The following is a 21,437-nucleotide window of genomic DNA, read 5'->3' as shown; positions in this document are numbered from 1 at the left end:
CCATGAATCTCGGACTGGAAGGAAAACGGGCGCTTGTGCTCGGCGGCAATAAGGGGCTTGGCCGCGGTGTCGCCAGCGCCCTGGCCGAAAACGGCGCGATTGTCGCCATCGCCGGACGGGACGATGCGGCATTGAACGCCACGGCCAGTGCGCTGCGCGTGCATTCGCCCCGCTCCTTCGCCCTCAATGCCGATCTTGCCGATCCGGTGGCTTTGGCCGCCATGCTTGACCGTGTTGATGAGGCGATGGGCGGCATCGACATCCTGCTGCTGAATGGCGGCGGGCCGCCGCCGTTTCCGGCTGCCTCGCTGAATATTGTCCAATGGCGCACCCAGTTCGAAGCCATGTTCCTATCCGGCGTGCGTATCGCCGCGCATTTCCTGCCGGGGATGCGCGAACGGCATTGGGGCCGCATCCTGGTGGTGTCGTCCACGAGTGTCCGGGAGCCGATTGCCGGCCTGACCGCATCCAACGCGTTGCGCGCCGCCGTTGCCGGCTGGGCAAAGAGCCTTGCCGGCGAAGTCGCTGCCGATGGGATAACGGTCAATCTGCTGCTCGCGGGACGCCTCGCCACGGCACGCACCGACATGCTGGATCGCATGGATGCCGAAGCACGGGGTGTTGACGTCGCCGTCATTGCCGCAGAGAGCCAGGCGGATGTGCCTGTCGGCCGCTACGGAACGGCGGATGAGTTCGGCGCCGTGGCTGCCTTTCTCGCCAGCGAAAAGGCTTCCTACGTCACCGGCGCGGCAATACCGGTGGATGGCGGCTTGTCGCACGCGATCATCTGAATGAAGCTTTGTTTATGCCGCGCCGGACCTGTATCATGGACCGGCCACCGCAAAAATCATCCAATCGAAGGAACAGCCCCATGCCGGAACGCAGCCGCGTCGATGCTTTTGTTGCAACTGTCGTCAGCGGTGATCATGTGAAAGCAATCACCGATTTCTATCATGAAAATGCCTCCATGCAGGAGCCCGGCAAGGAACCGCGCCGCGGCCGCGAGCTGCTTGAAAACCACGAACAGAACGCGCTCGACCGGCTGGACCGGATGTATACGCACCCGGCCCGCGCCGTCCTCATCGACGGCGACACCGTCGTCATTCAGTGGATATTCGACGCGACATCCAGGGATGGCGTGACCCGGCGTCTCGAAGAACTCGCGCTGCAGCGCTGGCAGGGTGACCGCATCATCGAAGAACGTTTCTTCTATGACACCGCGTCGGCGTGGGCCGTGGTCCAGCCATAACGCTGCAAATCAGCTTCTGCCTGCCCGTGTTGCCAGCTTGATTGCCGTTGCCGTAAGGATCAGCGTGGCGGAAGCCACAACAATGACCGAGGTGAACGCGCTTTCGAAGGCATCCCGGGCAAAGCCGACCAAGGCGGATGCGACGTCCGGTGCGAGCCCCTTCGCATAGATCAACGCCTCATCGAGGCTGTCATAGACCATCACCGGCGCATTCATGCTGTCAGGCAGCGTCAAACTGATGCTGTAGATCGTCGACATGAGACTGCCGAGCAAGGCGACACCCATGGCACCGCCGAGTTCGTAGGACACTTCTTCAATCGAGGCCACCGTACCGGCGCTTTCTTCCGGTGTGTTGAGCATGATGGCGCTTGACGCCGCCGTCATGGCCGCACCGAAGCCAAAACCGAGAACGGCAAGGCTGACGATCTGCACAAGCGGCCTCGCGTCATGGACATAGAGCAGGCTGGCAACGCCGAGCCCCGCCGCTGCAAGACTGGCCCACATGATAGGTTCCGAGCCAAGGCGCGGCAGCGCCAGGCCCGCCAGTGGACCCGCCGCGAAGGCAGCGAGCGGCACAGGCAGGATCAAAAGCCCTGCTTCGAGCGGCGACAGGCCCATGACCAGCTGAAATCGCTGGCTCAGCACCAGTTCCATGCCCACCAGCGTGAGCGAGGCGATGAAGGCGGTCGCGACACCCGACGAGAATCTCCGGTTCCGGAACAATCTGAAATCGATCATCGGTTGCGCCGAGCGTCCCTGCCGCCGGACAAACAGCCACGGGAAGACGATGCCGATCATCGCAGCAACCAGTGCCGCCGCGTAAACCGGTGTTTGCTTGCCGAATTCCTTGATCGCATAGGTCACGCCGACAAGCCCGACCATGATCTGCGCGGACGCCACGAGATCCCAGGGGCGCGTCGTATCGCCCGCGCGGTTGGGAATGATCCACAGCGTGAAAACCAGCGCCACGACGACGATAGGGACGTTGATCAGGAAAACCGAGCCCCACCAGAAATATTCGAGCAGGACACCGCCCAGCACGGGGCCGACGGCGGCGCCGCCCGATGCAATCGCCGCCCAGATGCCAATGGCAAAGGCGCGCTCCCGCTCGTCGGCAAACGTCTGCCGGACGATGGAAAGCGTGGCCGGCATCATCATGGCTGCACCCACGGCCAGCAAGGCGCGCGAAGCGATGAGCACCCCGCTTGTCGGGGAGAATGCGGCTGCCAGCGAGGCAAGGCCGAACACGACGAGACCGCCCGCGAACAATTTCTTGTTGCCGATCCGGTCACCGAGCGCGCCGGCACCGGGCAGAAGGCCGGCGACAACCAGCGGATAGGCGTTGACGATCCACAGCTTGGCCGAGGCCGAAGCATGAAGATCATGGGTCAGACGCGGCAGAGCCGTGTAGAGAACTGTCATGTCGATGACGACGAGGAACAGCGCGCTGGAGACGATCGCAAGGACCAGCCAGCGGTTTTGGGGTAGCATTTTTTCACCATTGGAGCTTTTGCCGCTCCCGTTATATTTGCGGTCATGCATTGATTGGGTATCGCTGCATCGCGGTATATATAAATACGTTCGTATTGAAATGGAAGAGGAAGACTGTTTTGGGCCGGAAACGCACGATTGATCGGGGCAAGGTTCTCGATGCGGCGGAAGCCGTGGTGAGCAAGGTCGGCGCTGCGGCGCTCACCATCGATGCGGTGGCGAAAGCGGCAGGGATCACCAAGGGCGGCGTGCAATATTGCTTCGGCACCAAGGGCGCCCTTATCGATGCGATGCTGGAACGCTGGGGTGAAGCCTATGATGCGGAAGTCGTGCAACTCACCCAGGGAACCCCGGTTTCGCCGATCCGCGCCCATCTGGAAGCCACGCGCAAAGGCGACGAAAGCTCCAACGCCAAGGCGGCAAGCCTGATGTCATCCCTGATCCAGACACCGGAGCATCTTGCAAGCACCCGCGCCTGGTACAAAACCAGAATGGCGGATTTCGACCTGTCAACCGAAGCGGGCCGCCGCGCGCGCATCGCCTTCATCGCCACGGAAGGCATTTTCATGCTGCGCTTCTTCGGCTTCATGGAAATCGGTGACCGGGACTGGAACGCCGTCTTTGACGATATCCAGTCCTTTGTGCTGGCCGAAGAATAGGCGTCAGGATGCCAGAGGGATTGTCAGCTCCGCCCGCAATCCGCCCTCCGGATCGTTTTCAAGCTTGATGTCGCCGCCGCTGCGCCGGGCAATATTGCGGGCGATGGTCAGGCCAAGACCAAACCCGCCCGTTTGCCGGTTGCGCGACCCCTCCACCCGGCGGAATGGCTGGAACACCTCGTCCAGCTTGGCCTGCGGAATACCGGGACCGTGATCCTTGATAACCAGGACAATCTCATTACCGGCCAGCTTCAGACTGACATCGGCGCGTTCGCCGTAGGCCACCGCATTGTCGATCAGATTGGTGACACAGCGGCGCAAGGCGATCGGCCGCCCGGTGCAGATGAGCTTGCGCGAGCCGATGCCTTTCTTTTCAAACGTCACTTGCGGATAATTATCGACGATTGAGTCGACCAGAGACCAGAAATCGATCTTTTCCTGTTCTTCATCGACCACTTCATAGGTGGCGAAGTCGATGACCGAACGGGAAATCGCCTCGATATCGTTGAGATCCTGCATCAGCGACTGGCGCAGCTGGGATTTGCGCAGCAATTCAAGCCGCAGGCGAATGCGGGTCAACGGCGTGCGCAAATCATGGGCGAGTGCCGCTGCCAATTGTTCACGGTCAGCCACATATTCGCGCAGTTGCGCCTGCATGGCATTGACGGCCCGCGCCGCCGATTTGTACTCGGTGCTGCCGAATTCCGGCAAAGGCGGAATTTTGACATCCTCGCCGATGCGCTTGACCGCGCTTTCCAATGCGCGATACGGCGCCGTCAGCCTGCGCATCGCCCAGATCGACAAGATGATGACAATGGCCGCGACAGCGCCGAACAACGGCAGCGTCTGCACGGTGAGGATCGGATCGATGGGCGAAACCGGCGTCACGAAGTTCAGCCATTGGCCATCGCTGAATTCGATGGAGGCGATCAGGCCGCCGCTCTTGCTGAAATCCTGCGCGAGCGCCGACAGCTGCTTTTCGACAACGCCGACATCCGCACCCGGCGTGCTGGAATCCGTATCGGTTTCCGGTGCGGCGTTGGGCGATTCGCGGCGAACCCTTGCATCCGTCACGCCAAAGGCTGAAAACCGCGCGACAAGCACGTCTTCTAGCTCGGCCAGATTGTCATCGGATGCAATCGCCGATGTCACGGCCGGATCATCCGACATGTAGAGCGGGCTGGACGCATTCGACATGGCGCCGGCAAGCCGGGTGCGCTCCGGCGGTGGCGCGGCGTAGAGCAGCTTGACCAGCGTGTACGCCCGCTCGCTCAGGCGAAACAGCTCAAGGATGTTGTTGCCTTCACTGCGGTCACGCGAGACGATGGACAGCGTGGCGATCTGCGTGGTGATCAGTCCGGCAATCAGGATCAGCAGGATCCAGCTTGGCAGGGACTGGGGCAGAAACCGCTTCATTCCGCCACGACTTCCGGCACGAACTGATAACCGCCGCCGCGAATAGTCAGGATCAGTTTCGGCGACCGCGGATCGTCTTCCATCTTGCGGCGCAGGCGGCTGATCAGAATATCGATGCTGCGATCATATCCGTAAGCGACATTGCTCCCCGCAAGCTCCATCAACTGATCGCGGCTGAGCATGCGCTGCGCGCTCTTGACCAGCGTTTCCAGCAGATTGAATTCGCCGCTGGTCAGTTCCACCCGCACATTGTCGGGCGACACCAGCCGGCGGCGCGAACAATCCATCGTCCATCCGGCAAATTTGTAAACCTGCGGCTCGATCCGCCGGTCCGGGCCCGGGCCGTCCAGACGGCGCAGAACCGCCCTCACCCGTGCCAGCAGCTCGCGCGGATCGAACGGTTTCGACACATAGTCATCCGCCCCCATCTCCAGCCCGACGACGCGGTCCGTGGTTTCCGTGATGGCCGTCAGCATGATGATCGGCACGCGTGAGTGCATGCGGATATCCCGGCAAATCTCCATGCCGCTCTTGCCCGGCAGCATCACATCAAGAATGAGCAGGTCGACGGGCGTGCGCGAAAAGATGGCCTGCATCTCTTCACTGTCCCTGGCGACGGAGACACGCATGCCGCGCTTTTTCAAAAACTCGTGCAGCAGATCGCGAATGGCATCGTCATCGTCGACAATCAGGATATGCGGCTCAGATTTCATGCGAATCTTTCAACGTGTCAGGCCTAGTGGAACGAATTTGACATTCGCATCCCATTTGACATCACGCGGAACATGCGAATGTCAAATTCAAAGTTCCACTAGAATCATAGACTTTCTAGTGGTCCTCTGATTCTGACATTTGCCTGAACGGCCTGTATCAACAGGATGCAAATGTCAGAATCGGACCACTAGCTTCGATTATCCGGCAACAAGATAAAGGCCGAAATCCGCATTGACCAGCCGCCCCTGATCACTTCCCGGCGATTTGCCGCCGCTTCCCGCTTTCAGAAACAATCCAGAAACAAAACACTACAGAGCGGAAAAACGCGCGCAATAGTCATGCCCGATAACAGGCACACCGGACCTGTTCGAAACCACTGAACAGGACAACACTCGAACGCCAAAGGGTTTTATGCGCAACGTCCTGACCATATCGACACTCATTCTGACCGGCGCGCTGTATGCCGCTGCGCCAGTCGACCTGTCGATGGCCGATGAAACGCTGACCCGTTCCGAGCTTTGCGGCAAACTTCAGCTGCAAACGCAACAAGCCATCACCGAACACGCCGAGGCAAAACGGGCAGCCAAGGCGAGAGCACTTCAACGCAGGGCAACAAGGTTTTGTGCAAGCAACAAGCAGGCACAAGGCATCAGAACGTTCGCACAAGCGTTGAAACTGCTCGGTGTGCAGCCGATTGATGACTGATCGACTGTGTCCCATGAGCCCACATCAAAAGGAAACTGACCTATGAAAAAGTCCCTCTACACAGCTCTCGGCCTTGCTGTTGCTCTCGCTGTTTCGGCTCCGGTTCTGACAGCTTCCAGCGCCAACGCAGCCACTGCTGCCGCACCGGCAGCCGCAGCAGCACCAGCTGCTACCAAGCACACTGCAAAGAAGCATGCTGTTAAGAAGACCCACAAGCACAAGACCCACAAGAAGGCCGCTGCCAAGAAGGCCCCTGCCAAGAAAATGTAATCTTCCTGGCCCGCAATTCTTGAATTGCCTGCAACTATGCCGGTCGTGGGAAACCATAGCCGGCATAGCTTTTTCGTGCGTTCCTCCGCTTCTTCCCAAATTTTGCTGAGACCGCAAGAAGCGCAATGATTTCCGGGTGATAGTGCCTTGGGTGCCCGTCAGATTGCTTCAATGCACTATATATTGCGGTGTTTGATCGCCATCCATACAAGTTTTATTATCCAAAACAGATTTCCCATCGTAAAATCCTTGTGATGATTCTACGGCCGATCCCGGATCGCCCATGAAGAGCGGCATCCACGGTCTGCAGGACCATCGTAACGCAACCGGCATGTGGAGAGACGACTATGGGTGGAGAATCACTTCTTATTTTCCTGTTAGTGGGACTGATCGCTGGGTGGCTGGCGAGTCAGCTTGTCAGTGGGGGCGGCTTTGGCCTCATCGGCGATCTGATCATCGGCGTTATCGGCGCATTCATAGCGGGATATCTCCTGCCGCGTCTGGGCATATCGCTGGGTGCCGGAATTCTGGGCGCCGTTATTTCGGCGACAATCGGCGCCGTCATCCTCCTCATCATTCTTCGCGCGGTTAAGCGAGCCTGACGATACCAGCTATTGAAAACGACAAAGCCTCCGAACCGGCAAGGTTCGGAGGCTTTTTGTTGTGCAGCGTTCAACCGGTCAGGTACGGCCGAATTGCGCATCCCCGTTCGGCACAGGCGCCGCGGCTGGCTCAGCCGTGTGATCCCTGTGCGAAATGAAGGTGTAGAACATCGGCACCACGAAGAGCGTGAAGATCGTGCCGACCAGAATGCCGGAGAAAATCACCAGGCCGATGGAATAACGGGCTGCCGCACCCGCACCGGTCGCCGTGATCAGCGGGATAACGCCGAGTGCCATGGCGGCCGTCGTCATCAGGATCGGGCGAAGACGGGTCTTGGCAGCCAGAATGATCGCATCATGCCGCGATATCCCATGCAGTTCCCGCTGCTGGTTGGCAAATTCCACCATGAGAATACCGTGCTTGGTAATCAGCCCGACCAGTGTGATCAGTCCCACCTGCGTGTAGATGTTCAGCGTTCCCAGCCCCATGTTCAGCGGAACAATCGCACCGAAGATCGACAAGGGCACCGACATCATGATGATGAACGGATCGCGGAAGCTTTCGAACTGCGCCGCAAGCACCAGGTAAATCACGACAACCGCCAGAATGAAGGCAATGAGGATCGTGTTGCCCTGGGTGATTTCCAGACGCGACTGGCCGATGTAATCGAGGAAGAACCCATCCGGCATCAAGGGACGTGCCGTATTGATGACCGTCTGCAGGCCTTCACCTGTGGAGACGCCCGGCATCGGCAAGGCACTGATCGTCGCAGAATTCAACTGGTTGAACTGCTCGATGGCTGCCGGAGCCGCGTTCTGCACGATTTTGACCACGGCCGACAAAGGCACCATGTCACCCGAGGCGCTTTTGACAAAATACTGACCGAGGTTTTCAGGATTCGATCTGAAATCCTGCGGCACCTGCGGAATGATGTCATAGCTGTTGGAATCGCGGTCGAACTTGGCGATCTTGCCGCCGCCGACCAGCAATCCAAGCGTCTGGCCGATGTCACTCACCGGCACGCCAAGAGCCGCCGCACGGTCACGATCGATCGTTACCGTCGTCTGCGGTGCATTGAAGGACAGGGAATTCTGCACGACAATGAACTTGCCGGACGCCTGAGCCTGCCGCTTTACCTCTTCGGCGATTTCAAACACCTTGTCCGACGGACCGGTCGATTGAAGAACCACGGAGATCGGCAAGCCGCCGCCGCTGCCCGGAAGGGTCGGCAGGGCAAAGATATAGGCCTGCGCACCCGCTACCGGAGCAATCATCTTCTGCAGTTCCTGCTGAAGCTGCTTCTGCGACTTGGTGCGCTGTGACCAATCCTTGAAGACCCAGATGGCGAAGGCGGAATTCGTCGTGCCAAGGCCGGCAATGTTGAAGCGGGCCTTGAGCTCCGGCAGATCCTTCGTCAGCGCATCGATCTGATTGGCATAGAGCAGCGTATAGTCGGTCGTTGCATATTGTGGAGCATTGACCAGCGAGACCAGGAAGCCGCCATCTTCTTCCGGTGCCAGTTCGGATGCCGTTTTGGTAAACAGAAATCCTGTCAAAGCCACCAGAATGATAACGATCAGCAATGTCACCGGCCGGAAGGCCAACGACCCGGCAACGCGCCGTTCATAGACACCTTCAAGCCAGCCGAAGCTTCTGTCCACGATGCGCTGGAAACGGCTGTGATTGCCGGGTTTCAGCAGCAGCGCGCACATCATCGGCGAAACCGTCAAAGCCGCGACACCGGAAATGATAACCGCACCGGCGAGCGTAAAGGCGAACTCGCGGAACAGCGCCCCGGTAAGACCGGCGGTAAAACCGAGCGGTGCGAACACGGCAGCGAGCGTGATCGTCATCGCGACGATCGGCCCGGTGATTTCCTTCATGCCCTTGAGCGAGGCATCGAGCGGCTTCAGCCCCTCTTCGATGTGGCGATGGATGTTTTCCAGAACAACGATCGCGTCGTCCACCACGAGACCGATGGCCAGAACCATCGCCAGCAGGGAGAGAAGGTTGATCGAATAGCCCAGCAGGAACAGGAAGAAGCACACGCCGACCAGCGAAATCGGAATCGTGACGACCGGAATGATGACGGAGCGGAACGAACCAAGGAAGAGAAGGATCACCAGAACAACGATGAGCACGGCTTCACCGATGGTCTTGTACACTTCATCGACCGACGAACTGATCTGTTCCGTCGAATCGTAAAGCATGATCATGGTCATGCCCTCGGGCAGAGTTGCCTGGATCGCCGGCAATTCCTTGCGCACGGCCGCCGTCATATCCAGCGGGTTCGCCGAAGGTGTCGGGAAAATACCGATAAACGTACCGCTCGAGCCGTTGAAGGTCACGCGCGTATCCGTGCTCACCGCGCCAAGCTCGATCCGCGCGATATCGCGCAACCGCACGATGCTCTTGGCGTCGGATTTGATCGGCAGGGCACCGAATGCCTCTGGCGTCTGCAATGTGGTCTTCAACGTGATCGGCGAAGCCGTGTACAGGTTCTGCACCTTGCCCGGCGCCGACAGGAAGTTGGACTGATTGATGGCAGCCAATACTTCCGAAGCCGTCGTCGTATGCGCCGCCATCTTGACCGGGTCGATCCAGACGCGCATCGAGAAAACCTGACCGCCCAGGATCTGCGCGTTGGCAACGCCCTGAATGGTCGACATGCGCGGCTGGATGACGCGCTGCAGATATTCGGTGATCTGCTCGCTCGTCATGTTCGGGTTCTGCACGGCGAGGTACATCGTCGCAAAATTCTGCCCCGTGCCCTTGGTGATGACAGGGTCGTCCGCCTCCTTGGGCAGATTGCCGCGCACCTGGTTGACCTTGGAAATGACCTCGGTCAAAGCCGCATCAGGATTGGAGCCAAGCTTCATGTGAACGGTGACGGTGCTCGACGACGGTGACGACGATGACGTCACGTAGTCGATGTTTTCCGTGGTGGTCACCGCATTGGCGATGGGCGCAGAGATGAATCCCTGAATAAGATCGGCACTTGCCCCAGCATAGGCCGTTGTCACGGTGATGGCCGTTTCCTCGACCTTCGGGTATTGGCGAATCGAAAGATTCGTCAAACCCTGCGCGCCAAGCAGAATGATCATCAAAGCGACAACCGTCGATAGAACGGGGCGGCGAATGAAAACTTCTGAAAAATTCATTTCTTGGGCAGTCCTGAATCGGTTGTATTTGCTGGGTTCACGTCATTGGCGATTGTGACCACCGAACCGGCATTGAGGCGGTTCTGACCGGCTGTCACAACGATATCGCCCTGTTTCAGACCCTTGGTGATTTCAACCAGAAGGCCGGAGCGGCGGCCGGGCTTGACGAAAACCTGTGCAACGACAAGCTTGGGCTCTTTCTTCTCTGCAGTCGCGCCAGCGGCAGCAGGCTTCGCCGCATCGGCAGGCTTTGCCGCATCCGCTGCGGGCTTTGCCGCATCTGCCGGCTTGGCTGCATCGGGTGCCGGGCGAACGACATAGATATAGTCGCCGTAAAGGCTGGAGACGAGCGCCGTCTGCGGCAAGGTGAATACGCCTTCTTCCTTGGGAAGCTCGACACGAACCTGCGCGAACTGGCCGGGCCGCAACTTGCCTTCGGGATTATCGACTTTCGCCCGCACCGACACCAGACGCGTCGACGGATCAATACGCGGTTCGATCGCCGTGATCTGGCCTTCATACGGCTGATCGGCATCCGAAAGGCTCAGCTTGATCAGCTGGCCCATCTTGATCAGATTGAGATTCTGTTCGTTGACGGTGAAATCCACACGCATTGTGGACAGATCCTGCAGCGAAACGACGACCGTGCCCGGCGACAGATACTGGCCGAGCTCGATGCGCGGAATACCGACTGTGCCCTTGAACGGTGCCTTGAGCAGCTTCTGCTCCATGACAGCTTCCAGTTTGGCAATTTCAGCCTTCTTGGCCAGCGATGCGGCCTGGGCCGTATCCACATTGGATTCCGCGCCGACACCGCGTGTATTCAGGGTGCGGGCACGCGCCAATGTCTGGTCGTTCAGCACATCCTGCGCCTTGGCGGCGACGATATCGGCCTTTTCGATGGCGTCATCCAGCTGCAGCAGCGGTGCGCCCTTCTCGACGATATCGTTGGCTGTGAACGGGATGTCCTTGACGATACCCGCAACTTCCACGGCCAGCTCGACGCCCTGAATGGCGCTGACCGTACCGATGGCTTCGATATTCGGCGTCCAGACGGCGGGCTCGACCGTATAGGTCGAGACGGATTGCGCCGGCTGCTGCATGGTCGCGAAGAACTGCTTGATCATTCCGTCGCGGAAAAAGTTGAACCAGACCAGCCCTCCGGCAAGCACCACGACCAAAATGAGAATGATCACGGGTAGAATGTAGCGCTTAATCATCAGGAACCGCTCCGCAACAAAACAATGGCCAGCAAAGTTTGTTGCTAGCCTGTCAAATGAGAATAACGTGATGTGGACTTGATTGCCACGCGCACTTTACTGTACCGTCCGGACGGTAAAGTCAATAGAAGCGGAATCCCTTATGGACGCAAAGTTGTAGAAAAAGGAACGGAATGCGGGCGGCCACTCTCACCACCAAAGATAAGATTCTGCAGGCTGCTGCGGAAATTGCCATGGAGGTTGGTCCGGTCCATCTCTCCCTTGATGCCGTCGCACGGCGCGCCGGGCTGTCGAAGGGCGGCCTGCTCTACACCTTCCCGACCAAAGCCAAGCTTCTGGAAGCACTGGTTGAACATCACGTCGCTGAATTCGACGAATCCCTGCGCATGCAGGAAGCACGCCGCAACCACAAGGTGAACAGTGTCGTTCAGGCCTGCATCGAGGTCTATCGCGCTGAATTTGTGCTCAACGAGCCGGAGCCTTCAGGCATTCTGGCAGCCATTGCCAATGATCCAAGCTTCATTGATCCGATCCGCCGCTACAACAAGCAATTGCTGGATCGCATGAAGGAGAACTCGGAGGACCCGACCATGGCCCTCATCGCGTTCCTGACCATCGAGGGTTTGCGCAGTTTGAAACTGCTGGATATGGACACCCTCACCCACGAAGACCAGATCGCGGCCATTGACGGCCTGCGTCAGCTGTTCGCGCCGTGCGACCCCGACAAGCCGTCCCAGCCGGCTACCGTCTGATCAGGCATAGGGCTTGATGTCGCCCTCGGCCCATGCGGCCTGGGTTTCCGCGCTGAAAGCATCAAAGCGCTTTGCTTCGATGGCATCGCGGATACCCTGCATATGCTGCTGGTAATAGGCCAGATTGTTCCATGTCAGCAGCATGCCGCCCAGCGCTTCACCCGATTTGACCAGATGATGCAGATAGGCGCGGCTGTAATCGCGTGCGGCCGGGCATGAGGATTCCTCATCCAGCGGACGCGGATCATCCGCATGGCGCGCATTGCGCAGATTGACCTTGCCGCGGCGGGTAAACGCCAGGCCATGCCGCCCAGCCCGTGTCGGCATCACGCAATCGAACATGTCGATGCCGCGCGCCACGGATTTCAGGATGTCGTCGGGCGTGCCCACACCCATCAGATAGCGCGGCTTTTCCTCTGGAAGCTCGGGACAGGTCACATCCAGCATGTCGAGCATGACCTCCTGCGGTTCGCCGACCGCGAGACCGCCGACGGCATATCCCTTCAGATCCATCGCCTTCAAAGCCTGCGCCGAGCGGATGCGCAGATCCGGCACATCGCCGCCCTGCACGATGCCGAACATGGCTTTCCCCGGCTGGTTGCCGAACGCCGTCTTGCAGCGTTCCGCCCAGCGCAGCGACAGTTCCATGGCGCGCTGGATGTCTTTCGGTGTTGAAGGCAGGGCAACGCATTCATCCAGCTGCATCTGGATATCGGAGTCGAGCAGCCCCTGGATTTCAATCGAGCGTTCCGGGCTCATCTCATGGGCACGCCCGTCGATATGCGAGCGGAAAGTCACGCCCTTTTCGTCGAGCTTGCGCAGTTGCGCCAGCGACATGACCTGGAAACCGCCGGAATCCGTCAGGATTGGCCCAGGCCAGCGGGCAAAATCGTGCAGCCCGCCGAGTTTTGCAATCCGTTCGGCGCTCGGGCGCAGCATCAGGTGATAGGTGTTGCCGAGAATGATATCGGCGCCGAGCTCGGCAACCTGGTCCATATACATGGCCTTGACCGTGCCCGCCGTGCCGACCGGCATGAAGGCGGGCGTGCGGACAGTGCCGCGCGGCATGGTGATTTCACCGCGCCGGGCCTTGCCATCGGTTGCGATCAGTTTGAATTCAAAATTTTCTGTCATGATGCGGATCGCCATAACAGGCTTGCATCGCCATAGGAATAGAAGCGGTAGTGATTTTTGATCGCATGGGCATAGGCCGCATGCATGCGCTCGAAGCCGCTGAAGGCCGACACCAGCATGAACAGTGTCGATTTCGGCAGGTGGAAATTGGTCATCAGCAGGTCAACCGCCCGGAACCTGTAGCCCGGCGTGATGAAAATATCCGTCGGGCCCGACCATGCCCGGATGACGCCGTCTTCGCCCGTCGCGCTTTCGAGCAGACGCAGCGAGGTCGTGCCGACGCTGACGATACGACCGCCCCGCGCCTTCACGGCGTTGAGTGCATCCGCCGTCTTCTGGTCCACATGGCCGATTTCCGCATGCATCTTGTGGTCTGCCGTATCGTCCGCCTTGACCGGCAGGAATGTGCCCGCGCCCACATGCAGCGTGACGAAGTGCTCTTCGATGCCACGCTTCTTCAGATCGTCCAGCAAATCAGGGGTAAAATGCAGTCCCGCCGTGGGTGCGGCAACGGCACCTTCCTCGCGGGCATAGACGGTCTGGTAATCCTCCTTGTCGCGGCCATCTTCCGCCCGCTTGGAGGCGATGTAGGGCGGCAGCGGGATATGCCCGACCGCCGCAATGGCCTGATCAAGATCGGCGCCGCTGAAATCAAACACCAGCAGGACTTCGCCCGCGTCGCCCTTTTCGGCGACAGTGGCCTGCAACGACCCGAGCAGGCAGGCATTGTTGCCGTGACCGAAGTCAATCCGCTCGCCCTGCCTGATGCGTTTTGCCGGGCGCAGGAAGGCTTTCCAGCGATCCGGTCCCGTCCGCATGTGCAGCGTCGCACTGATCTGAGCCTTTACACCCTCGCGCTCGCGAAACCCTTCAAGCTGTGCGGGTATCACCTTGGTATCATTGAAAACAAGAGCATCGCCAGGGCGCAGAAAATCGCCGAGATTGCGAACGGTACTGTCGTCAAATCCGGAACTGTCCGCTTTCACAAGCAAAAGCCGCGCTGAATCGCGCGGCTCTGCAGGTCTCAATGCGATGTTTTCTTCCGGCAGATCAAAATCGAAAAGATCAACACGCATGGTCTGTCAATGCGATCTTATTCGGCGTCTGCGGCAACGCGCATGGAAACGATCGAATCCGGATCCTGCACAGGCTCGCCGCGCTTGATCTTGTCGACATTGTCCATGCCTTCGATGACCTGGCCCCAAACCGTGTACTGGCGATTGAGGAAGCCCGCATCGTCGAAGCAGATGAAGAACTGGGAATTGGCCGAATTCGGGTTCTGCGAACGGGCCATCGAGCAAGCGCCGCGGCCGTGATTGGCGTTGGAGAACTCTGCCTTCAGGTCCGGCTTTTCCGAACCGCCCATGCCCGCACGTGACGGATTGAAGGACGAACCGCCCTTCTTGCCGAACTTCACGTCGCCGGTCTGGGCCATGAAACCATCGATGACGCGGTGAAAGACGACGCCGTCATAGGCGCCTTCGCGTGCCAGTTCCTTGATGCGCTCGACATGGCCGGGTGCGAGATCGGGGTAAAGTTCGATGACGACATTGCCCTTGGTGGTTTCGAGCAGGATCGTGTTTTCTGGATCTTTGTAAGCCATTTCCGGCATCTCCTTTGTTAGATTATTTTGCCGGACCGACAGTGACCTTGATCATCTTGTCCGGACTTTCAACGGCGCCATTCTGCGCTTCATTGCCTTTTTTGATCTTGTCGACGGCTTCCATGCCGCTCGTCACCTTGCCGACGACCGTATACTGGCCGTTCAGGAATGCGCCCTTGTCGAACATGATGAAAAACTGCGAATTGGCGGAATTCGGGTTGGAGGAACGTGCCATGCCGACAGTGCCGCGCACGAAGGGTTCCTTCGAGAACTCGGCAGGCAGGTCCGGACGCTTCGACCCGCCGGTTCCAGCGGCGGCCTGATTGTAGCCCTTTTCGGTATTGCCATACTGCACGTCACCGGTCTGGGCCATGAAGCCGGGAATGACGCGGTGGAACACGACATTGTTGTAGGCACCTTCCTTGGCCAGCGCCTTGATCTGCTCGACATGTTTCGGCGCAAGGTCGGGACGCAGCTCGATCTTGACGTCGCCGTCCTTCAGCTTGATCGTCATGGTGTTCTGGTCATCGGCCCAGCTTGGGGTCAATGCAGCAAAAGACAGGGAAGAAACGGCTGCCACAAGAAGCGCAGTGCGAATTACGGACATACAGAAAGTCTCCAACGGATGGGGATGAGAAGAAAGCCCTATTTGAATTTGGCCCTGAGCGCCTCGGCGACAAGAGCGGGAGCAAAATGCCGGACGTCGCCGCCCATGGCCGCAATCTGGCGGACCAATGTGGCAGTAATCGTGCGGACCGAAGGATCAGCCGGCAGGAACACGGTTTGCAGCTCCGGCGCCATCGTGCCGTTCATGCCGGCCATCTGCATCTCGTAATCGAGATCCGTGCCGTCCCGCAGGCCGCGCACCATCAGCGAAGCGCCGTGTTTGCGGGCGGCATCAATCAGCAGACCATCGAAGGACACCACCTCGAGCCGCTGGCTGTCCTTGCCGAAAACATCCGCAGCAACCCGTTTGATCAGGTCCACGCGCTCGTCGAAGGAAAACAGCGGCGCCTTGCCCGGATGAATGCCAATGGCCACGAATACCTTGTCAGCAAGGCGCAACGAGCCCTGCAGGACATCCATATGTCCATCGGTGATCGGGTCGAAGGATCCGGCGTAAATTGCGATTGTCATACCGTCTCCTAGCCGTTTTATCGGGCGCTTTCAATGGCCGGAAAGAGTCCTCCCTTCATGATAAATGAACGGAAGATGAACGGGCACATCAGCAAGCATTCAGTTCCCGCCAACTATAAAGAACGCAGAAAATGAAACCTTTCGGCCCCTATTGCGTTGTTAATCACAGGAAAGCTGAAGATTGAAGGGATAAATGAATGTTTGTACTTCTGAGTGTAGGCATGATGATCGCGATGATGGTTTCCGCCGTCGTCATGATGCTGGAAGAAAACAAAAAGCGGGAAGCCAAAGTTAAGACATCCCGCTTCGGTGTTTATCCCATGAACGGTCAGAACGACCGCCCGCGGTTCTAACTCTCGTCAGAACCGCTCTCGGGAGCGACTATATCCGCCCCGCCCTCGGTCGGCACAATCGCCTCGAGCTCTTCGTCATCGCTATCGGTTTCCGAAATCCGCTCGACCGACACAACCTTCTCGCCATCGGCTGTATTGAAGATCGTCACGCCCTTTGTGGAGCGTCCGGCGATGCGAATGCCGTTGACCGGAACGCGGATCAGCTGACCGCGATCAGAGACGAGCAGGATCTGATCCGAGGCCTCGACCGGGAACAGCGACACAAGCTTGCCGATTTCATCGGTCTTCGACGTATCCGTTGCGCGGATACCCTTGCCGCCACGTCCCGAGACACGGAATTCGTAGGATGACGACCGCTTGCCATAACCGAACTCACTGACGGTCAGAACCGTCTGCTCGCGGTCGCGCAATTCGGCATAACGCTCGGCATTGAGATCAGCCACTTCCGTGGCTTCTTCGCCCACCAGTGCCACTTCCTCAACGTCATCCGCACCCTGTGCACGCCGGTCAGCCGCTGCCTGCTTGAGATAAGCGGAGCGTTCAGCCGGGCTTGCATCCACGTGGGCGAGAATTGCCATTGAAATCAGCGTATCGCCCTTAGCCAACGTAATGCCGCGCACGCCGATCGAATTACGGCCGGCAAAGACACGGACATCGGTGACGGGGAAACGGATGCACTGTCCGCCGGCAGCGGTCAAAAGCACATCGTCAAACTCGTCACAGGTATCGACGCCCAGGATTTCATCGCCCTCTTCTTCCAGCTTCATCGCAATCTTGCCGTTGCGATTGACCTGAACGAAGTCAGAGAGCTTGTTACGGCGCACGGTGCCGCGCGTCGTGGCAAACATGACGTCGAGATTGGTCCAGCTTGCCTCGTCTTCGGGCAGCGGCATGATCGTCGTGATGCGCTCGCCCTGTTCCAGCGGCAGCATGTTGATCAGTGCCTTGCCGCGGGACTGCGGCGTGCCGATCGGCAGGCGCCAGACCTTTTCCTTATAAACAATGCCGCGCGAGGAGAAGAACAGCATCGGCGTGTGGGTATTGGCCACGAACAGCCGCGTGACGAAATCCTCGTCCTTCATGGTCACGCCGGACCGGCCCTTGCCGCCGCGGCGCTGCGCGCGATAGGTCGTCAATGGCACGCGCTTGATGTAACCCGCATGGCTGACGGTCACGACCATGTCTTCCCGGGCGATCAGGTCCTCGTCATCCATATCCGCGCCGCCATCGGTCAGTTCCGTGCGGCGGGGCGTGCCGAACTCGTCGCGGATGGCGGCAAGTTCGTCCTTGACGATGGTCATGATGCGCAGGCGCGATGCGAGGATTTCGAGATAATCCTTGATTTCAACGCCGATCCTGTTGAGTTCGTCGGCGATTTCATCGCGTCCGAGGGCGGTCAGGCGCTGCAGGCGCAGATCGAGAATGGCGCGTGCCTGCTCTTCCGACAGATTGTAGGTGTTGTCGTCATTGAGCGTGTGGCGCGGATCGGCGATCAGCGTGATCAGCGGTGCCACGTCGTTGGCCGGCCAGCGGCGCTCCATCAACTGATCGCGCGCCGTTGCCGGATCCGGCGCCTGGCGGATCAGCGCGATGATCTCGTCGATATTGGCAACGGCAATCGCCAGACCGACCAACACATGCGCGCGGTCACGCGCCTTGCGCAGCAGGAATTTCGTGCGGCGGCTGACGACTTCCTCGCGGAAGGCGACAAAGGCGCGCAGAATGTCCATCAGGTTCAGCAGGCCCGGCTTGCCGCCGTTGAGCGCCACCATATTGGCGCCGAACGACGATTGCAGCGGGGTAAAGCGATAGAGCTGGTTGACGATGACATCGGCAACGGCATCGCGCTTCAGCTCGACGACCACGCGGTAACCGTCGCGGTCGGATTCGTCGCGGATGTCCGAAATGCCCTCGATGCGCTTTTCGCGCACAAGATCGGCCATCTTTTCGATCATCGTCGCCTTGTTCACCTGATAGGGCACTTCCGTGATGATGATGGCTTCGCGGTCGCCGCGCATGGCTTCGATGGCGACCTTGCCGCGCATCAGGATCGAGCCGCGGCCGGTGCTGTAGGCGGAATGAATGCCGGAACGGCCGAGAACAATGCCGCCCGTCGGGAAATCCGGGCCCGGAATGATTTCCATCAGTTCCGGCAGGTCGATGGCCGGATTGTCGATCAGGGCAATGCAGCCATTGATGACCTCGGCCAGATTGTGCGGCGGAACATTGGTCGCCATACCCACGGCAATACCGCCGGAGCCATTGACCAGAAGGTTGGGGAAGCGGGCGGGAAGAACCACCGGTTCCTGCTCACGACCGTCATAATTATCCTGGAAATCGACCGTTTCCTTGTCGATATCCTCAAGCAGGGATTCCGTCACTTTTTCGAGACGGCACTCGGTGTAACGCATTGCCGCAGGAGAATCGCCGTCGATGGAGCCGAAATTGCCCTGCCCGTCGACCAGCGGATCGCGCAGCGACCAGTCCTGCGCCATGCGCACCAAAGCATCGTAGATCGAGGCGTCGCCGTGGGGATGGTATTTACCCATGACCTCACCGACCACACCGGCGGACTTACGGTAGGATCTGTTCCAGGACAGGCCCATTTCGTTCATCGCGTGCAGGATGCGCCGGTGCACTGGCTTCAGACCATCACGCACGTCAGGCAGTGCGCGGCTGACAATCACGCTCATGGCATAGGAGAGATAGGAGCTTTGCATCTCCTCGATAATGGAAATTGGCTCAATGCCGAAATTTCCGCCTGGTTTATCGTCTTCTGGGCCGGATGGTGGGGTTAGTTCAGACACGAGGCACTCATCTTTCGTATAGAATCAATCTTCATCTTATAGCGGCTTTTCAACGTAAAAGCCAACCGGCGGCACCACAGTACACAGATGAAAACCCTTTGTTTTCAATAGGATACAACAGTTCATTTCAATCGGTGAAAAACTTGGTTGCAAAATCCCAACTTTATCGACGCTTAACCCCGAATCCGCTACTCTGGCTCAGCTTCAATCAGAGAAGAAAAGCAAAATCGTGGCGCTTTATGACACCCTGCTCAATGCGCTCGTTACCCTCATGGTGACGATCGATCCACCGGGACTGGCGCCGCTGTTTCTGGCGCTGACCAGGGGCATGAATCGCAAGGAGCGCGGCCAGGTTGCCCTGCGCGCCAGCATCACCGCCTTTGTCGTGCTGACGATCTTCGCCATAGCGGGCGCACAGATCCTGGCGCTGTTCGGCATCACCATCGGCGCCTTCCGGATTGCCGGCGGCCTGCTCCTGTTCTGGATCGCCTTCGAGATGATTTTCGAAAAACGCCAGGAGCGGCACGAGAAGAGCGCCACCGTTGCCATCACCAAGGATCATATCCGTAACATCGCCGCCTTTCCGCTCGCCATTCCGCTGATTGCCGGTCCCGGCGCTATCTCCGCGACCATCCTGCTGGCCGGCACCTTGTCCGAGCCGACATCGCGGCTGGCGCTGATCGGCATCATCCTGATCTGCATCGCCGCATCCTATGTCGTGTTTTTCCTCGCTGAGCGCGTCGACCGCTTTCTGGGTGAAACAGGCCGCTCGATCCTGACACGCCTTCTGGGGGTCATCCTCGCGGCATTGGCGGTGCAATTCGTGGCCGACGGCATCAAGACTTTCATCACCACATGAATCATTTCAGGTGATCTTCCTCAGCCGCGTCCTTCTGTGTGATCAGGCGGGCGCTGCGCGTGCCGCTGACGGAAATCCACAGCCAGCTCATGGCCACGGCAAGACGGTTGCGCACGCCGATGAGGAAGTAGATATGAGCAAGTCCCCATAGCCACCAGGCGACATAGCCCTTGAGCTTGATCCAGCCGAAATCCGTCACCGCCGCGCGCTTGCCGATCGTTGCAAGATCGCCCGCATGGCGATAGCGGAAAGGCTTTGGCGCGGCATCGCCGGCCAAACGCGCCCTGATGGTTTTTGCCACATGGATTCCCTGCTGCTTGGCAGCTGGCGCAATGCCGGGAACCATGCCCTTGCCGCCATTTTTGACCGTTGCCGTATCGCCGATGACAAAGATATCCGGATGCCCCGGAGCGGTCAGATCGTCGTTGACGGCAACACGCCCTGCCCGGTCCGCCGCCACGTCGAGCCATTTTGCCGCCGGAGAGGCCTGGACACCCGCGGCCCAGATGATCGTCGCCGCGCCGACAAATTGCCCGGCATATTCCACGCCATCCGCCGTGCAGCTTGTCACCGGATTGCCCAGATGCACCTGCACGCCGAGCTTTTCGAGCGCCCGCTGCGCATAGGCGGAAAGGTCAGGCGCGAAGGCGCCAAGCACGCGCGCTCCGCCTTCGATCAGGATCACCCGCGCCGTGGCGGGGTCAATCACCCGGAATTCACCTTTCAGCGTATCCCTTGCCAGGTCGGCAATGGTTCCGGCGATTTCCACACCCGTCGGCCCAGCGCCGATGATGACGAAGGTCAGCAATGCCGCCCGGCGTGCCGGATCGGGCTCGCGTTCGGCCTTTTCAAAGGCGGTCAGAATACGCCTGCGGATCGTCGTGGCATCTTCAAGCGTCTTCAATCCCGGCGCAAAGGGCTCCCAGTCGTCATGGCCGAAATAGGCATGGCGGGCTCCTGTCGCCAGCACCAGCGTGTCATAGGGAATGACCTCGCCATCGGCGGTCGAAATGGTCCGCGCAGCCGTATCCACGCTTTCAACAGTTCCAAGCAATGTCTTGATATTGCTGTATTTGCGCAGGAGATGCCGGATAGGCCAGGCAATTTCCGACGTCGCCAGCGTCGATGTGGCGACCTGATAGAGCAGCGGCTGGAAAAGGTGGTGATTGCGCTGGTCGACCACGGTGACGGCGACATCCGCATTGCGCAGGGAATTGGCGGCTTCCAGCCCGCCGAATCCGGCACCGACGATAACCACCCGGTGCAAAGCGTTCGATGATGTCATGGTGTCTGTCATGGCAGGC

General features: G+C 59.2%; 21 protein-coding genes. 9 read left to right on the top strand and 12 right to left on the bottom strand.

What is annotated here, in order from left to right:
* The first annotated feature begins 2 nt into the window (after positions 1-2).
* Both ACZ25R_RS12250 and ACZ25R_RS12245 read left to right on the top strand, forming a co-directional pair.
* Positions 3-791 (top strand): SDR family oxidoreductase, encoded by a 789-nt coding sequence (locus tag ACZ25R_RS12250; RefSeq protein WP_472461119.1) that lies wholly within the window; start codon positions 3-5, stop codon positions 789-791.
* 80 nt (positions 792-871) lie between these two features.
* The gene (locus tag ACZ25R_RS12245) at positions 872-1,249 is read left to right on the top strand and encodes a nuclear transport factor 2 family protein (protein WP_472461118.1); all 378 of its coding nucleotides are present in this window, start codon (positions 872-874) and stop codon (positions 1,247-1,249) included.
* 9 nt (positions 1,250-1,258) lie between these two features.
* On the opposite strand, the gene ACZ25R_RS12240 is transcribed toward ACZ25R_RS12245, so the two are convergent.
* A complete protein-coding gene (locus tag ACZ25R_RS12240) occupies positions 1,259-2,740 on the bottom strand; it encodes an MFS transporter (protein ID WP_472461117.1) in 1,482 nt (493 codons plus the stop codon).
* A gap of 119 nt (positions 2,741-2,859) precedes the next feature.
* On the opposite strand from ACZ25R_RS12240, the gene ACZ25R_RS12235 reads away from it, so the two are divergent.
* A complete protein-coding gene (locus ACZ25R_RS12235; RefSeq protein WP_472461116.1) occupies positions 2,860-3,399 on the top strand; it encodes a TetR/AcrR family transcriptional regulator in 540 nt (179 codons plus the stop codon).
* A gap of 3 nt (positions 3,400-3,402) precedes the next feature.
* Here ACZ25R_RS12235 and ACZ25R_RS12230 read toward each other — a convergent pair whose 3' ends face one another.
* Both ACZ25R_RS12230 and ACZ25R_RS12225 read right to left on the bottom strand, forming a co-directional pair.
* Positions 3,403-4,815 carry an ATP-binding protein gene (locus ACZ25R_RS12230; protein ID WP_472461115.1) on the bottom strand — a complete coding sequence of 471 codons (1,413 nt, stop codon included), beginning with the start codon at positions 4,813-4,815 and terminating at the stop codon, positions 3,403-3,405.
* Positions 4,812-5,528 carry a response regulator transcription factor gene (locus ACZ25R_RS12225; RefSeq protein ID WP_346305116.1) on the bottom strand — a complete coding sequence of 239 codons (717 nt, stop codon included), beginning with the start codon at positions 5,526-5,528 and terminating at the stop codon, positions 4,812-4,814. The genes ACZ25R_RS12230 and ACZ25R_RS12225 overlap by 4 nt, the downstream gene beginning before the upstream one ends.
* Positions 5,529-5,940: 412 nt before the next feature.
* Here ACZ25R_RS12225 and ACZ25R_RS12220 point away from each other — a divergent pair, with 412 nt between their 5' ends.
* The 3 genes from ACZ25R_RS12220 (at position 5,941) to ACZ25R_RS12210 (ending at position 7,106) form a co-directional block, all read left to right on the top strand.
* Positions 5,941-6,234, top strand: a complete 294-nt coding sequence (locus ACZ25R_RS12220; RefSeq protein WP_346305115.1) for a hypothetical protein — start codon at positions 5,941-5,943, stop codon at positions 6,232-6,234.
* 42 nt (positions 6,235-6,276) lie between these two features.
* A complete protein-coding gene (locus ACZ25R_RS12215) occupies positions 6,277-6,504 on the top strand; it encodes a hypothetical protein (RefSeq protein WP_403174638.1) in 228 nt (75 codons plus the stop codon).
* A gap of 347 nt (positions 6,505-6,851) precedes the next feature.
* A complete protein-coding gene (locus ACZ25R_RS12210) occupies positions 6,852-7,106 on the top strand; it encodes a GlsB/YeaQ/YmgE family stress response membrane protein (RefSeq protein WP_105732726.1) in 255 nt (84 codons plus the stop codon).
* A 78-nt stretch (positions 7,107-7,184) separates the two neighbouring features.
* On the opposite strand, the gene ACZ25R_RS12205 is transcribed toward ACZ25R_RS12210, so the two are convergent.
* Positions 7,185-10,268: an efflux RND transporter permease subunit gene (locus ACZ25R_RS12205; RefSeq protein WP_464660490.1), complete on the bottom strand. Its 3,084-nt coding sequence runs from the start codon at positions 10,266-10,268 to the stop codon at positions 7,185-7,187.
* Positions 10,265-11,488: an efflux RND transporter periplasmic adaptor subunit gene (locus ACZ25R_RS12200; protein WP_464660492.1), complete on the bottom strand. Its 1,224-nt coding sequence runs from the start codon at positions 11,486-11,488 to the stop codon at positions 10,265-10,267. Before ACZ25R_RS12200 ends, ACZ25R_RS12205 begins: the two co-directional genes overlap by 4 nt.
* Positions 11,489-11,661: 173 nt before the next feature.
* On the opposite strand from ACZ25R_RS12200, the gene ACZ25R_RS12195 reads away from it, so the two are divergent.
* Positions 11,662-12,240 carry a TetR/AcrR family transcriptional regulator gene (locus ACZ25R_RS12195; RefSeq protein ID WP_472461114.1) on the top strand — a complete coding sequence of 193 codons (579 nt, stop codon included), beginning with the start codon at positions 11,662-11,664 and terminating at the stop codon, positions 12,238-12,240.
* On the opposite strand, the gene tgt is transcribed toward ACZ25R_RS12195, so the two are convergent.
* Genes tgt through coaD form a run of 5 tightly spaced genes read right to left on the bottom strand, consistent with a single transcriptional unit; the run spans position 12,241 to position 16,114 of the window.
* Entirely contained in the window at positions 12,241-13,374 is a 1,134-nt protein-coding gene (tgt, locus tag ACZ25R_RS12190) for a tRNA guanosine(34) transglycosylase Tgt (protein ID WP_346305530.1), read from the bottom strand.
* On the bottom strand, positions 13,371-14,450 hold the full coding sequence (gene queA, locus ACZ25R_RS12185) for a tRNA preQ1(34) S-adenosylmethionine ribosyltransferase-isomerase QueA (protein WP_472461113.1): 1,080 nt from the start codon (positions 14,448-14,450) through the stop codon (positions 13,371-13,373). Before queA ends, tgt begins: the two co-directional genes overlap by 4 nt.
* 17 nt (positions 14,451-14,467) lie before the next feature.
* Entirely contained in the window at positions 14,468-14,977 is a 510-nt protein-coding gene (locus tag ACZ25R_RS12180; protein WP_199537961.1) for a peptidylprolyl isomerase, read from the bottom strand.
* A 22-nt stretch (positions 14,978-14,999) separates the two neighbouring features.
* Positions 15,000-15,584, bottom strand: a complete 585-nt coding sequence (locus tag ACZ25R_RS12175) for a peptidylprolyl isomerase (RefSeq protein ID WP_472461112.1) — start codon at positions 15,582-15,584, stop codon at positions 15,000-15,002.
* 38 nt (positions 15,585-15,622) lie between these two features.
* The gene (gene coaD / locus ACZ25R_RS12170; RefSeq protein WP_472461111.1) at positions 15,623-16,114 is read right to left on the bottom strand and encodes a pantetheine-phosphate adenylyltransferase; all 492 of its coding nucleotides are present in this window, start codon (positions 16,112-16,114) and stop codon (positions 15,623-15,625) included.
* Between the two features lie 197 nt (positions 16,115-16,311).
* Here coaD and ACZ25R_RS12165 point away from each other — a divergent pair, with 197 nt between their 5' ends.
* On the top strand, positions 16,312-16,467 hold the full coding sequence (locus ACZ25R_RS12165; RefSeq protein WP_271082476.1) for a hypothetical protein: 156 nt from the start codon (positions 16,312-16,314) through the stop codon (positions 16,465-16,467).
* On the opposite strand, the gene gyrA is transcribed toward ACZ25R_RS12165, so the two are convergent.
* Positions 16,464-19,274: a DNA gyrase subunit A gene (gene gyrA / locus ACZ25R_RS12160; RefSeq protein ID WP_472461110.1), complete on the bottom strand. Its 2,811-nt coding sequence runs from the start codon at positions 19,272-19,274 to the stop codon at positions 16,464-16,466. The two genes, ACZ25R_RS12165 and gyrA, sit on opposite strands and share 4 nt — an antisense overlap.
* A gap of 229 nt (positions 19,275-19,503) precedes the next feature.
* On the opposite strand from gyrA, the gene ACZ25R_RS12155 reads away from it, so the two are divergent.
* The gene (locus tag ACZ25R_RS12155) at positions 19,504-20,133 is read left to right on the top strand and encodes a MarC family protein (RefSeq protein WP_105732717.1); all 630 of its coding nucleotides are present in this window, start codon (positions 19,504-19,506) and stop codon (positions 20,131-20,133) included.
* A 1-nt stretch (position 20,134) separates the two neighbouring features.
* Here ACZ25R_RS12155 and ACZ25R_RS12150 read toward each other — a convergent pair whose 3' ends face one another.
* Positions 20,135-21,430, bottom strand: a complete 1,296-nt coding sequence (locus ACZ25R_RS12150; protein WP_472461109.1) for an NAD(P)/FAD-dependent oxidoreductase — start codon at positions 21,428-21,430, stop codon at positions 20,135-20,137.
* Between the last annotated feature and the right edge of the window lie 7 nt (positions 21,431-21,437).

The sequence above is a fragment of the Phyllobacterium sp. RCAM01083 genome, from assembly GCF_055685835.1.
This window is presented reverse-complemented; position numbering and strand designations above follow the sequence as displayed.